A 14,265-nucleotide genomic window follows, 5' to 3' on the forward strand; every position below is an offset into this window, starting at 1 on the left:
CCCAGGAGGAGGAGAATAGAGATACTACTGTTTATCATATACATTACTACTGTTTATCATACACCTTACTACTGTTTATCATACACCTTACTTACTTAATTTATCTTCATAATACAAACCAATTATAAAAAGATTACTTAGAAGAAATAAACTATAATATAATTATGAGAAAGATTGATTGCTTCATTCCCTTCGCAGGAATAGCCCAAGTTGAAAAGACAGTAAAGAACCTGCAAGAAACCGGCTCGGTAAGTTCCATTTACCTGCTCGCCGCACCCGACGTAACGGAAACATTGCCCGGATGCGAGACATTGCACGTACCGCCCATCCAGTCCGCCGCCGCCATAAAAGCCATTGCCGGACATACACAAGCAGAGTACACATTGCTTTATACGAAATATACAACCCTCGAACCGGGCATGTTTTCTCTGGAACGAATGATACACATTGCCCAGGACAGCGACGCAGGCATGGTGTACGCCGACCGTTACCAGGTGAAGGAAGGCCGACAGACCAACGCCCCGGTCATTGACTACCAGTTCGGTTCACTGCGCGATGATTTCGATTTCGGCTCTGTCCTCCTGTTCCGCACGGACGCGTTCCTCGAAGCCGCTTCCCACATCAAGGAAGACCGGTACCAGTTTGCCGGGCTATACGACCTGCGCCTCAAGTTAAGCCAGAAAGAAACCCTTGTGCACATCAACGAATACCTGTACAGCGAAATTGAAGACGACACCCGCAAGAGCGGCGAGAAGATTTTCGATTACGTAGACCCGAAGAACCGTGACCGCCAGATTGAAATGGAAAAGGCATGCACCGAACATCTGAAAGAAATCGGAGGATACCTCGCCCCGGAGTTCAAGCAAATTGAGTTCTCCGCAGGCAACTTCCGGTACGAAGCCTCGGTTATCATCCCTGTCCGCAACCGCATCCGTACCATCCGTGACGCTATCCACTCGGTACTGAAACAAAAGACGGACTTCAAATTCAACCTCATTATCATTGACAATCATTCTACCGACGGCACCACGGAAGCCATCAACGAATTCAAAAGCGATGAACGCCTCATCCACATCATCCCCCGGCGCAACGACTTGGGTATCGGCGGATGCTGGAATATGGGCGTTCACCATCCGGAGTGCGGTAAGTTCGCCGTGCAACTGGACAGTGACGACGTGTATAAAGACGAGAATACACTGTCCACGATGGTACGCGCTTTCTACGAACAGAACTGCGCCATGGTAGTAGGTACGTATATGATGACGGACTTCAACATGAATATGATTGCTCCGGGCATCATCGACCATAAAGAATGGACGCCGGAGAACGGACGTAACAATGCGCTCCGCATCAATGGGCTGGGCGCTCCGCGCGCTTTCTACACTCCGGTGCTGCGCGAAGTAAAAGTTCCGAATACCAGTTACGGTGAAGATTACGCACTGGGATTGAACTTCTCCCGTCACTATCAGATTGGCCGTGTGTACGACGTAGTCTACCTGTGCCGCCGCTGGGACGATAACTCGGACGCTTCGCTGGATATCGTGAAAATGAACGGACACAATCTGTACAAAGACCGCATCCGTACATGGGAACTCCAGGCACGTGTAGCGATGAACAAAAAAGAGTAAAAACAGGGTATATATTCCGTATTTATGTAACACTTGTGTTTCATTTATGAATCGCTTGTGTTACATAAATGAAATGCAAGCGATACATAAATGGAATGCAAGCAATAAACAACCCACTAAGAATCAATCAGTTACAAGGACAAATATGAACCAGACGATAAACAACCTCCTGACCAGCCAGCTTGATACCTGGGAAATGGCGCATGACAATTATGCTGCCCTTTCCCAGGTACAAATCAAGGAACTGGACGTAAACGGCATCCCGTACAAGGTGCAGTTCAACCCCGCACGTATCGTTTCTTCAGGAGCTAAAGTCGACACACAATCCATCAAGAGGCGCAAATGTTTCCTCTGCCCGGCAAATCTACCGCCTATCCAGAAAGGCATCCCGTTCGAAGGACACTACAATATTCTGGTGAATCCATTCCCAATCTTCCCCCGCCACCTCACAATACCGGAAGTGGCGCATGTAGACCAGCGCATAGCCTGCCGCTTCAAGGATATGCTGGCGTTGGCTCATACACTGAAGGATTACACCATATTCTATAACGGCCCCAAGTGCGGCGCATCAGCCCCCGACCATGCTCACTTCCAGGCAGGCAACAAAGGGTTCATGCCCATTGAGAAAGACTGGCGCGCACAAGTGGCGGGGAAAGTAATTGATTACGGCGAAGCAACCCTCCGGTGGTTGAACGATGCTCCGCGCACAACGCTTGTCATTGAATCTCCAAGGATGAAGGATGCCACAGCGTTGTTCGATGCCATTTATCATTCTTTGGAAATCAAACCGGGGGACGACGAGCCGATGATGAACGTGCTGGCCTGGTACGAAGACGGTAAATGGATAGTATGCGTATTTCCACGTGATAAGCATCGGCCGGCTTGCTACACGGCCGAAGGGGATGCCAACCTGTTGAGCAGTCCGGCATCGGTAGACCTTGGCGGGGTATTCATTACTCCGGTTGAAAAGGACTTCCTCAAGATTACCGCCACGGACGTAGCCCGGATTTTGAGTGAAGTATGCCTGTCCGCCGAAGAGTTCCGGAAGGTACGGGAACGCATCCGGGGAGGGAGAAAGGATTCAGAGAATGATTTAGATTTAAAGAGTAATTAAAGATATAGAGAATGATAAATAACTTAAGTTTTACAAGTTGCTTGTATGATACTGAACTATCTCTATTCCCCTCCTCCTGGGAGGAGGGGTGCCCGTAGGGCGGGGTGGTAGGTGAAAAGAGAATTCTTTAGAGTTATGATTAATAGGTATTATTTCACCTACCACCTCCCCCTACGGGTACTCCTCCTCCTGGGAGGAGAATTAAGATACTTCTGATAATCAACAATATAAATAACTTGCTGAAACTTAAGCAAACAACTTAAATAGGAAATAAAATGAAAGAGCCCAAAGTACACGTAGGCATATTGTTTGAGCCGCAAATCGAGTTTATCCTGTTGAACCCCTACCGCATGTCGGGGACAGACTGTAGCGGAATACCGGTGCACGGCACGGAAGTTTACGGAAAGCAGGTAGTGACCCATCAAGACGGTAAGATACTATGGAACGGATGCCTTTACACCGAACTTCTGTTCGAACCCACCAACGAAGCAGAATACGCCTTCGAGCTGCTGGATGTCACCATCGGCATCAACTTTCATTGGGAACGCAGAGAAAACCAGCGCTTCCTGGGCGCCCTGAAGATTATCGTAGAAGACGGTAAACTGACAGGCATCAACAGCATCCATATAGAAGACTACCTGACCAGCGTAATCTCCAGTGAAATGAGCGCCACAGCTTCACCCGAACTGCTGAAAGCACATGCCGTAATCTCCCGTAGCTGGCTGCTCGCAAACCTTTCAACGGTTGATAGATCTTTAGTGGATAGCGGACACAGCGAAGCCAACTCCGAACTAATCAAATGGTACGAACGCGACGCTCACACCCGCTTCGACGTTTGCGCCGACGACCACTGCCAACGTTACCAAGGCATTACACGCGCCTCAACCGAAGCCGTGAAGCAAGCCATTGCCGCCACGCGCGGTCAGATTCTGATGTTCGACGGCAAGATATGCGACGCCCGATTCTCCAAGTGCTGCGGCGGCGCATTCGAAGAGTTCCAGTATTGCTGGAAAGGCGTGAAGTATCCCTATCTGTCCAAGCAACAAGATTGGATTGCCGCAAATGATAAGCCACAGCTTCTCCCCGACCTGACTCAGGAGGCCGAAGCCGAGCGTTGGATTCGCACCTCCCCCGATGCTTTCTGCAATACGAATGACAAGAAAATCCTTTCACAGGTGCTGAACAACTACGACCAGGAGACAACAGACTTCTACCGCTGGAAAGTATCGTATACGCAAGAAGAGATTTCCGCCCTCGTACTGCAACGTTCAGGCATCGACTACGGTCAGATAGTAGACCTCATCCCTATAGCCCGCGGCACATCGGGACGCCTCTGGAAACTGAAAATCGTAGGAACAAAGAAGACGCTCACCATCGGCAAGGAATTGGAAATACGCCGCACGCTCTCTACTTCGCACCTGTACAGTTCCGCTTTCGTAGTAGATAAGGAAGAGGTTTCTCCCGAAGGCATTCCCGAACGCTTCATCCTCACCGGAGCCGGCTGGGGACACGGTGTGGGATTATGCCAGATTGGAGCCGCCGTAATGGGCGAGAAAGGTTACGCCTACAACGCCATCCTGTTGCACTACTACATCGGAGCCACTATCGACAAGCTATATGAATAAAACACGCATACCAAAGAATGAATAACAAGAAATAACATACCATGAAACAAGATATTATGAAACAGCAAGGAAAGAAAACCAGTCCGTGGGCATGGATACCGACTCTATACTTCGCGCAAGGTTTGCCGTATGTAGCCGTAATGACTATCTCAGTCATCATGTACAAGCGTTTGGGTATCTCGAATACCGACATTGCGCTATATACCGGTTGGCTTTACCTTCCTTGGGTAATCAAGCCAATCTGGAGCCCGTTTATCGACCTGATTAAAACCAAACGGTGGTGGACTGTTATCATGCAGTACATTCTCGCCTTTGCGCTGGCAGGTATTGCGTTTACCATTCCTACACCGTTCTTCTTCCAGCTTACGCTCGCAGTATTCTGGATAGTCGGCTTTACTTCCGCTACCCATGACATTGCCGCCGACGGTTTCTACATGCACGCTCTTACGGAACATGAACAATCGCTCTATGTAGGTATCCGCAGTACATTCTATCGCATTGCTACTGTTGCCGGACAAGGTTTGCTGGTTATCATCGCAGGGCTGATAGAAACCGGAACAGGGCTGGAACCGGCTATACTGGAAGTCCAGGCGTCGCCCGCATATAGCAACACGCTTACTTTGCCCACTTTTGAAGAAAGAAACGCCGGAGCACAGACAAATGCCGGAGCACAGCAAGAGACCTGTTTTATCTATACCTCTTCTGTGATGAAGGCAGGAGTTACCGCCGCCGCCAACGATTCCACAGACCTCAAGACGCAGATTGCCGAACTGGAAAAGGCGGTGAAAGCATCTAACATGGCTAATAAGTTTGTTCCTGCCGAAGAAGTTAAAGAAGGTGCAGAAGCTAAGACTGAAACAGGGAACGCTACGGCAAACGCAGGGAACGCCAAAGTCGAAAAGAAAGAAAGCACTTTCACGACCTGGGTACGCAACACTTTCGGAGAAAAGCGTGAAACAGCCGGGAACACCGTTGATAATGTAGCGGTGGTAGGCGTACGTCTGTCCGCCCCGCCGGCTGCCGACGAAACCAAAGTATTGAACGTTACCTTCAAGGATGGCGACCAGAGTATCCGGTTGGAACAGAACACCCTCTCCACCCGCTTTGAATTCACAGCCGACAACTGGGATAAGCCGGCTTATCTGCTGTTCAGGATAGACCATAAAATAAAAGGTGAAACTTCCGCTACTTTTGAAGGCGCGTCCGGCAATATCCCGTTTGCATGGCTGATGGTATTCGTCGTACTCTCCGTCTTCTTCTTCGCTGTGAGCCTTTACCACAACTGGGTACTGCCCAAGCCGGAGTCAGACCGCCCGTCAAAAGACATAACCGCAAAGAACCTGACAAAGGAATTCTTCGGGACTTTCAAAAGTTTCTTCACCAAGCCGCAGGCGGGCATTGCCATTCTGTTTATGTTGCTTTACCGCTTGCCGGAGGCGCAACTCGTGAAACTTATCAATCCGTTCCTCCTCGACCCGATAGACAAAGGCGGGCTGGGACTGACAACGGGACAAGTGGGGTTCGTGTACGGCACAGTCGGCATCATCGGACTGACGCTTGGCGGCATCATCGGCGGTATTGTAGCAGCTAAAGGAGGATTGAAGAAGTGGCTTTGGCCTATGGCATGGAGCATGTCGCTCACTTGCTTGACGTTCGTCTACCTGAGTTATGTACAAGACCACTCACTACTGACGGTCAACATCTGTATATTCATTGAACAGTTCGGTTACGGCTTTGGCTTCACGGCTTATATGCTGTACCTGATATACTTCTCGGAAGGTAAGCATAAGACCGCCCATTATGCCATTTGTACAGGCTTCATGGCGCTGGGCATGATGTTGCCGGGTATGGCAGCAGGTTGGTTGCAGGACACTATCGGTTACCGGCACTTCTTTGTGTGGACAATCATTTGCTGCATCGCAACCATTGCTGTATGTGCGTTCATTAAGATTGATCCGAATTTCGGGAGGAAGAAGGAGGGGTAGTGAATAAGTAGTTAGTAGTTAGTAGTTAGTAGTTAGTAGTAAGTAGTTAATAGTAAGTGATAAACAGGAGTATTAAATAACAATAACCCGAATGATTATGAAACGATACATTCTCCTCTGGCTTCTCTGTGCACTCTGTGTTCCGATGAAGGCACAAAAGATTAAGATTAAAACCGGCATCGAAGTACTCAAAGAACAAAACTTCAAATGCCTGGAAGGCAAGCGCGTAGGATTGATTACCAACCCCACAGGAGTGGACAACAACATGAAGTCCGTAATCGACATCCTGCACGAAGCGCCGAACGTCAACCTGGTTGCCCTCTTCGGCCCGGAACACGGCGTACGCGGTGACGCCCACGCAGGCGACCACGTGACAAACATCACAGACACCACTACCGGACTCCCTGTATATTCCCTCTACGGCAGCACCCGGAAAGCAACCCCCGAGATGCTGAAAGACATTGATGTGCTGGTGTACGATATCCAGGATATCGGTTGCCGCTCGTTCACATACATCAGTACAATGGGACTTGCTATGGAAGCTGCCGCCGAAAACAACAAAGAATTCATCGTACTGGACCGTCCCAACCCCGTAGGTGGACTCAAGATAGAAGGTAATCTCACGGAAGATGATTGCGTTTCGTTTGTAAGCCAATTCAAAATTCCCTACCTTTACGCCCTTACTTGCGGAGAACTGGCATTAATGCTGAACGGCGAGAAGATGCTGAAAGCGCAATGCAACCTGCATGTAGTGAAAATGAAAGGCTGGAAAAGAAAAATGGACTATATAGAGACCGGGTTGCAATGGATACCCTCGTCGCCACATGTTCCGCATCCGCATTCGGCAATATTCTATCCGGTAAGCGGCATTCTGGGCGAACTGGGATACATGTCCATCGGCGTAGGCTACACGATACCGTTCCAGATGTTTGCCGCGCAGTGGGTGGAAGCCGCAAAGCTGGCAAGAAACCTGAATGCGCTGAACGTGCCGGGTGTCGTCTTCAGGCCGATGTATCTGAAACCATTCTACTCGGTTGGTAAGGGAGAGTTATTGCAAGGCGTGCAAGTACACATCATGGACGTACAGAAAGCGCCGTTAAGCGATATCCAATTCCTGGTGATGCAAGAAGTGGCTGTTCTGTATCCCGACCGCGCCGTATTCGACCATGCCGATAAAGGTCGCTTCCAGATGTTTGATTTGGTAAGCGGCTCGAAAGAAATACGCAAGCGCTTTTCCCTGCGTAACCGTTGGGAAGATGTACGCGACTATTGGTACAAAGACGCCGACAGTTTCCGGCAGTTGTCTAAGAAGTATTACTTATACAAATAGAATGTGAATTAAATCGTTTAGCAAATGGGCTGTGTTTCAGTATATTATACCGCATATATCCCGTGTTTACACCGCATATATATGGTGCTCGGACCGCATATATCCCGTCCGCGGACCGCATATATCCCGTCCAAGGACCATATATATGCGGTGCAAACACGGGATATATGCGGTATAACCAGCTAAGTATCAGGCGATTGCAGGTGATATTACTATTAAAGAAAAACAGCAAAGCCGGCAGCAAAACAGTGAACCAATTAACGAAGACGGGTAAGGCCTTTAAAGAAGAGCGAAAACTATATGGTAAAAAGTGACTATATTTCATTCTTGCAGGACGCAAGGGAGTTCATCCCGCAAGAAAGAATCTACACTGACGAACTGCGCCGGTTGGCATGGGGAACAGATGCAGGTTTCTACCGCCTAATCCCCCGCATCGTCATTCAATCAGGCAACGAAGAGGAAATCTCCGGCCTGTTAAAGCTGGCAAACCGCTACAGTTTGCCCGTCACTTTCCGGGCAGCAGGAACCAGCCTGTCGGGACAAGCCATTAGCGATTCCATCCTGATAATAGCCGGAAAGAACTGGGAGAAATACACCATCTCACCCGATTACAAACAGATTACGCTGCAACCGGGCATCATCGGTCAGCGGGTCAATGAAATCCTTGCGCCCTACGGACGTAAGTTTGCACCCGACCCGGCATCGGTAAAATCAGCAATGGTAGGCGGTATCGTTATGAACAACGCCTCAGGCATGAACTGCGGTACACATGCCAATAGCGACAGGGAACTTCTTTCCGCACGCATCGTACTGACTGACGGAACGGTGCTGGATACAGGCAACCAGATATCCCGCGCCTCTTTTGAAGCCACGCACTCCGACTTCCTGAACCGTATCTGCGAACTGCGCGACCTGATACGCATCAACGAAGAACTGGCCAAACGTATTCGCTACAAGTACTCCATCAAGAACGTAACCGGACTGAACCTGTTACCGTTCGTCCGTTTCGACAACCCGTTCGACATTATCACCCATCTGATGGTGGGTTCCGAAGGAACGCTCGCATTCCTTTCCGAAGTAACCATGCGTACGGAATACGACTATCCGTACAAAGCAAGCGCAATGCTCTACTTCAAGAGTATCAAAGATGCCTGCCGGGCAGTGGTGGCAATGAAAGGATTGGATGATTCAGTGAAAGGTGCAGAACTGTTGGACTACAAGAGCCTCTCTTCCGTAGAAGACCCTATATATATAAGGTATAGTCAAGAAGTCGCCGACCCCTCCGGCCTCACCGCCGTGCTCACTGAAACCATGGCCCGTACCCGCGAAGAACTGGAACAGAACATCGTCGTCATTGAACAATGCCTGAAGGCTTTCGATACATACATTCCCGTGTACTTCACCGATAAGCCCGAAGAATACTCCAAGTACTGGGCCATCCGTTCGGGCATCTTCCCGTCTGTAGGCGGCACACGCCAACCGGGTAGTACCTGCCTCATCGAGGACGTAGCCTTCCACATTGAAGACCTGCCCGAAGCCACAGCCGACTTGCAACAACTCATTGCCCGCCACGGATATGCCGATGCCTGCATCTATGGCCACGCCCTTGAAGGGAACTACCATTTCATCCTCAACCAGTCGTTCAACAACGATGCCGAAGTACGGCGTTACGAGGACTTGATGAATGACGTAAAAGCATTAGTAGTCGACAAGTACGACGGTTCGCTGAAAGCCGAGCACGGCACAGGGCGAAACATGGCTCCATTCGTAAAGTATGAATGGGGAGAAGCCGCTTTCGAAGCAATGAAAGCCGTCAAACAACTGTTTGACCCTAAAGGATTGCTCAACCCCGGCGTTATTTTCAACGACGACCCGCAATGTCATCTCAAACATTTCAAGCCGCTGCCTCTGATTGCTGATAATGGAAATACGAAGGTGAACGGTTCCAGACACAGTGACAGTACGGACGATTATCAGTTGATAAACAAATGTATAGAGTGCGGGTTCTGCGAAATGAACTGCCTGTCTTGCGGGTTTACACTTTCCTCCCGTCAACGCATTGTGTTGCAACGGGAAATATCACGCCTGAAACAAAGTGGGGAAGACAACGCACGCCTGTCAATGCTGGAAAAGCAATACCGGTATCCGGGCAATCAAACCTGTGCGGGCGACGGACTCTGTTCCATGTCATGTCCTATGGGTATCAATACAGGCGACCTTACCCATCTTGTCCGCCGGAGAGACTTCCCGAAAGGAAGCTTTGGGTATAAAGCAGGCGATTTTGCCGCCAATCATTTCGCCGGACTCAAGAATACCGTGCGTTCCGTCCTGTCATTAGCCGACTTCGGACATTCCGTATTAGGAACAAAAGTCATGAATAGCGTCGCCAAAGGTATGCACAACCTATTGGGAATGCCGCAATGGACACCTGCCATGCCGAAAGGTTACAAAGTGCAAGTTCCGGCTAACGAACAGCAAGCTACAACACCCTTATCCGGAATACCGGTTGCGTCTTTACTGCAAGTTCCGGCTAACGAACAGCAGGACGCCGTCAACAGCACCCCTGCCCCCAACAGCGCCGCCAATTTTCAACTTTCAACTTTCAACTCTCAACTCCCCAAAGTAGTCTACTTCCCCAGTTGCATCAACCAAACCATGGGTCTGGCAAAGAAGTCTCCCGCAGAACAACCGTTAGTCAACAAGATGATTTCCCTCCTGCATAAGGCAGGCTACGAAGTCATCTTCCCCAAAGACATGGATAAACTCTGCTGCGGAACAATCTGGGAAAGCAAAGGTATGCCTGACATCGCCGACCGCAAAGCCGCCGAGTTGGAAGCCGCCCTTTGGCAGGCAAGCGAAGAAGGCAAATACCCTGTGCTCTGCGACCAAAGCCCCTGCCTGCACCGCATGCGCGAAACCATCACGAAGATGAAGCTCTACGAACCCGCAGAATTCATCTACACTTTCCTACGGGATAAACTGACTTTCGCGCCCACCGACCGGCCTGTGGCCTTACACATCACCTGCTCCATGCGCAAAATGGAGTTGGCGAATACCATCCTCTCATTGGCAAAGCTCTGCTCCACCCACGTTATCATACCCGAAGAAGTGGGTTGCTGCGGCTTCGCCGGCGACCGGGGATTTACCTACCCCGAACTGAACGCATACGCCTTGCGTAAACTGCGTCCCCAGATTAAAGCATCAGGAGCAACCATCGGTTACTCCAACAGCCGCACCTGTGAAATCGGACTTACTACAAACTCCGGTATCCCTTACGTATCTATCGCCTATCTTGTAGATGAATGCACGAAAAGCAGAGAGAATAAGAAAGGCGAAGAAAGCAGAGAGATGAATGTTGAAAGCAAATCACCCGGCTAATTACCGGGAATTATAAAAAACAACAATAACTGAAAACAGAGAATAAGGAACTGATAACTAATTAATTAATAACTTAACATATATATTACTATGAACTCTCAAACCAAAACAAGTAAACGTATTCTTGCCCTCGATATTCTTCGTGGTATCACCATCGCCGGTATGATTATGGTAAACAATCCCGGAACATGGGGCAGTATCTACGCACCTTTGCGTCATGCCCAATGGAATGGCCTTACCCCCACCGACCTTGTGTTTCCGTTCTTCATGTTCATTATGGGCATTTCCACTTACATCTCCCTAAAGAAGTATAACTTCGAACCCAGTTATTCCGCCATTATGAAGATACTGAAACGGACAATCGTTATTTTCCTTATCGGCATGGCTCTCGGTTGGTTCTCCAGGTTCTGTTACTATTGGGCAGGTTCTCACGAAGGCCTCAGCTTCGGCGCTCAACTTTGGGAATCGGTCTGGACTTTCGACCGGATACGCATATTGGGCGTCATGCAGCGTCTCGCCCTGTGCTACGGCGTCACCGCCATCGTAGCGCTAACCATGAAACATAAGCATATCCCCTGCCTCATTGCCACATTGCTGGCAGGCTATGCTATCCTGCTACTGTGCGGCAACGGATTCGCATACAATGAAACCAACATTCTTTCGATAGTAGACCGCGCCATCCTCACTCCCGCACACATGTACAAGGACAACGGTATCGACCCCGAAGGTATTCTAAGCACCATTCCCTCCATTGCCCATGTATTACTCGGCTTCTGCGTGGGACGCATGATGCTGGATAGCAACAAAGCCAATGAAAGCCGCGAAGCACTGCTCAACTCCCATCTCACCAAATTATTCTTAGTGGGAACAATCCTCACGTTCGCAGGGCTGCTGCTGAGCTATGGTTGCCCTATCAATAAGAAAATATGGTCGCCTACTTTTGTATTGACTACCTGCGGGCTGGCTTCCAGCTTCCTCGCCTTGCTGATTTGGATTATCGACGTAAAAGGATATAAGAAATGGAGTAAATTCTTCGAGGCTTTCGGTATCAACCCGCTGTTCATGTACGTGCTGGGCGGAGTACTCGGCATCCTGTTCGGCTGTATCAGTTTCCCCTGGGCCGACGGCAGCATCAGCATACACGGATTCCTGTACAGAATACTCCTGATGCCTGTATTCGGAGAGATTGGTGGTTCGCTGGCTTACGCATTGCTTTTCGTAATCATCAACTGGTGCATCGGATATCAACTGTATAAACGGAAAATATATATTAAAATATAGAAAGCATAGTGAGTAAATGAGACTTTAGCATTCAAGTAAAACTAAAGTTCTCCCCCATAACATAGTAATAATTAAAAAACTCAACGATATGATTTTAATAGCAGACAGTGGCTCTACGAAGACCGATTGGTGTGTTGTGGAGAGAGGTGAACTCATTCAGCAGATTTTCACGAAAGGCACCAACCCTTTCTTTCAATCGGAAGAAGAGATCAGTAATGAAATTGCAACGGCGCTGCTGCCCCAGTTAACAGCCAATGAGTTCGACGCCGTATATTTCTATGGCGCCGGTTGTGGCTTCCCCGACAAGATCGAGATGGTGCACAATGCCATCATCCGGCATCTCAATGTCCTGGGCGAAGTAGAAGTAAGCACGGACATGCTTGCCGCCGCCCGCGGACTCTGCGGACACAAGGCTGGTATTGCCTGCATCATGGGCACAGGCTCCAATTCATGTTATTACGACGGCAAACATATCTCAGCTAATGTGTCTCCCCTGGGTTTTATTCTTGGTGATGAGGGCAGCGGTGCATATCTGGGCAAGTTGTTGGTTGGCGACATACTTAAAAACCAAATGACTCCGGAGCTGAAAGAAAAGTTCCTCAAGCAGTTCGACCTGCAACCGGCAGATATCATCGACCGCGTATATCGCAAACCCTTCCCGAACCGTTTCCTGGCAAGCCTCTCCCCGTTCCTGGCGCAGAACATGGACGAACCTTGTGTTCGCACACTGGTACTGAACAGCTTCAAGGCATTCCTCAAACGGAATGTGATGCAGTACGACTACCAGCACAACAAGGTACACTTCATCGGCTCCGTTGCTTTCTATTACAAGGAAATACTTGCCGAAGCGACACAAGAAATGGGTATCCAACTGGGAGCTATCATTAAAAGCCCGATGGAAGGACTGATTAAATATCATAATAAACATCAATCCGTAAGTCTTAGTTCCGTAAGTATCAGCTAATTAACAATTATACATCATGGCATTCATAAAGATATCAGAGCAGCCTTCACTCTACAACGACTTGGAAAAGAAATCTATCCGGGAGATATTGGAGGACATTAACACCGAAGACCAAAAAGTGGCGTTGGCTGTTCGGCAAGCCATACCACAGATTGAAAAGTTAGTAACGCAAATTGTTCCGCGCATGAAACAGGGCGGACGCATATTCTACATGGGAGCCGGAACCAGCGGACGCCTGGGAGTATTGGATGCATCGGAGATACCTCCGACATTCGGTATGCCGCCCACTCTCATCATCGGACTGATAGCAGGCGGTGACACTGCACTGCGCAACCCGGTGGAGAATGCAGAGGATGACACGCGTCGCGGCTGGGAAGAACTAACGGAACGCAACATCACCGATAAAGATACGGTTATCGGTATCGCCGCTTCCGGAACAACACCTTATGTGATCGGCGCAATGCAAAAAGCGCGCGAGCACGGCATTCTCACCGCCTGCATCACCAGTAATCCCGACTCGCCGATGGCAGCCGAAGCGGATATCCCGATTGAGATGATTGTAGGACCGGAATATGTGACGGGAAGCTCGCGCATGAAATCGGGTACCGGGCAGAAGATGATACTGAACATGATCACTACTTCCGTTATGATACAATTGGGACGCATCAAAGGAAACAAAATGGTGAACATGCAATTGAGCAATCAAAAGCTGGTAGACCGTGGAACCCGCATGATTGTGGAAGAACTCGGTCTGGATTACGGTAAAGCGAAAGCCCTGCTACTGCTCCACGGCTCGGTTAAAAAGGCGGTGGATGCTTACAGAGGAAAATAAATACTTCATCACAGCTACCTTATATTATTATGAATGATATTTAGCAATGCAGATAACCAATAAGAATATCTCTATTAGCTTCGCTGACAGCTTCTCTGATTTCTTTCACTAAGGTACGTTCTCCTCCT

Annotated in this window: 8 protein-coding genes and 2 pseudogenes; all 10 read left to right on the forward strand. The window is 49.2% G+C overall.

The annotated features are described in order from the left end of the window. The first annotated feature begins 164 nt into the window (after positions 1–164). The 10 genes and pseudogenes from B2Z67_RS13025 to murQ all read left to right on the forward strand — a co-directional run bounded on the left by B2Z67_RS13025 (position 165) and on the right by murQ (position 14,137). Positions 165–1,628 carry a glycosyltransferase family 2 protein gene (locus tag B2Z67_RS13025; RefSeq protein ID WP_291530272.1) on the forward strand — a complete coding sequence of 488 codons (1,464 nt, stop codon included), beginning with the start codon at positions 165–167 and terminating at the stop codon, positions 1,626–1,628. 145 nt (positions 1,629–1,773) lie between these two features. Then, positions 1,774–2,742: a DUF4922 domain-containing protein gene (locus B2Z67_RS13030; protein ID WP_291530273.1), complete on the forward strand. Its 969-nt coding sequence runs from the start codon at positions 1,774–1,776 to the stop codon at positions 2,740–2,742. 275 nt (positions 2,743–3,017) lie between these two features. Continuing rightward, positions 3,018–4,367, forward strand: a complete 1,350-nt coding sequence (locus B2Z67_RS13035; protein WP_291530274.1) for a SpoIID/LytB domain-containing protein — start codon at positions 3,018–3,020, stop codon at positions 4,365–4,367. A gap of 56 nt (positions 4,368–4,423) precedes the next feature. Continuing rightward, positions 4,424–4,930 (forward strand): annotated as a pseudogene (locus B2Z67_RS13040) (MFS transporter); the annotation flags it as partial. Positions 4,931–5,569: 639 nt separating this feature from the next. Further along, positions 5,570–6,352 (forward strand): annotated as a pseudogene (locus B2Z67_RS15895) (MFS transporter); the annotation flags it as partial. A 97-nt stretch (positions 6,353–6,449) separates the two neighbouring features. Beyond that, positions 6,450–7,682 carry an exo-beta-N-acetylmuramidase NamZ family protein gene (locus B2Z67_RS13045; protein ID WP_291530275.1) on the forward strand — a complete coding sequence of 411 codons (1,233 nt, stop codon included), beginning with the start codon at positions 6,450–6,452 and terminating at the stop codon, positions 7,680–7,682. A gap of 300 nt (positions 7,683–7,982) precedes the next feature. Further along, positions 7,983–11,060, forward strand: a complete 3,078-nt coding sequence (locus B2Z67_RS13050; protein WP_291530276.1) for an FAD-binding and (Fe-S)-binding domain-containing protein — start codon at positions 7,983–7,985, stop codon at positions 11,058–11,060. Between the two features lie 90 nt (positions 11,061–11,150). Further along, positions 11,151–12,341 carry an acyltransferase family protein gene (locus B2Z67_RS13055; protein ID WP_291530277.1) on the forward strand — a complete coding sequence of 397 codons (1,191 nt, stop codon included), beginning with the start codon at positions 11,151–11,153 and terminating at the stop codon, positions 12,339–12,341. 88 nt (positions 12,342–12,429) lie between these two features. Next, the gene (locus B2Z67_RS13060; RefSeq protein ID WP_291530278.1) at positions 12,430–13,305 is read left to right on the forward strand and encodes a BadF/BadG/BcrA/BcrD ATPase family protein; all 876 of its coding nucleotides are present in this window, start codon (positions 12,430–12,432) and stop codon (positions 13,303–13,305) included. A gap of 16 nt (positions 13,306–13,321) precedes the next feature. Further along, on the forward strand, positions 13,322–14,137 hold the full coding sequence (gene murQ, locus B2Z67_RS13065) for an N-acetylmuramic acid 6-phosphate etherase (RefSeq protein WP_291530279.1): 816 nt from the start codon (positions 13,322–13,324) through the stop codon (positions 14,135–14,137). Positions 14,138–14,265 lie beyond the last annotated feature (128 nt).

Origin of the sequence: Bacteroides sp. UBA939 (assembly GCF_002293435.1) — a bacterium.
Classification (GTDB): domain Bacteria; phylum Bacteroidota; class Bacteroidia; order Bacteroidales; family Bacteroidaceae; genus Bacteroides.

What these genes read in the sequence shown, in the direction of transcription:
- B2Z67_RS13025 (WP_291530272.1), top strand. Translation starts at nt 165, where the DNA reads ATGAGAAAGATTGATTGCTTCATTCCCTTCGCAGGAATAGCCCAAGTT.
- B2Z67_RS13030 (WP_291530273.1), top strand. Translation starts at nt 1,774, where the DNA reads ATGAACCAGACGATAAACAACCTCCTGACCAGCCAGCTTGATACCTGG.
- B2Z67_RS13035 (WP_291530274.1), top strand. Translation starts at nt 3,018, where the DNA reads ATGAAAGAGCCCAAAGTACACGTAGGCATATTGTTTGAGCCGCAAATC.
- B2Z67_RS13045 (WP_291530275.1), top strand. Translation starts at nt 6,450, where the DNA reads ATGAAACGATACATTCTCCTCTGGCTTCTCTGTGCACTCTGTGTTCCG.
- B2Z67_RS13050 (WP_291530276.1), top strand. Translation starts at nt 7,983, where the DNA reads ATGGTAAAAAGTGACTATATTTCATTCTTGCAGGACGCAAGGGAGTTC.
- B2Z67_RS13055 (WP_291530277.1), top strand. Translation starts at nt 11,151, where the DNA reads ATGAACTCTCAAACCAAAACAAGTAAACGTATTCTTGCCCTCGATATT.
- B2Z67_RS13060 (WP_291530278.1), top strand. Translation starts at nt 12,430, where the DNA reads ATGATTTTAATAGCAGACAGTGGCTCTACGAAGACCGATTGGTGTGTT.
- murQ (WP_291530279.1), top strand. Translation starts at nt 13,322, where the DNA reads ATGGCATTCATAAAGATATCAGAGCAGCCTTCACTCTACAACGACTTG.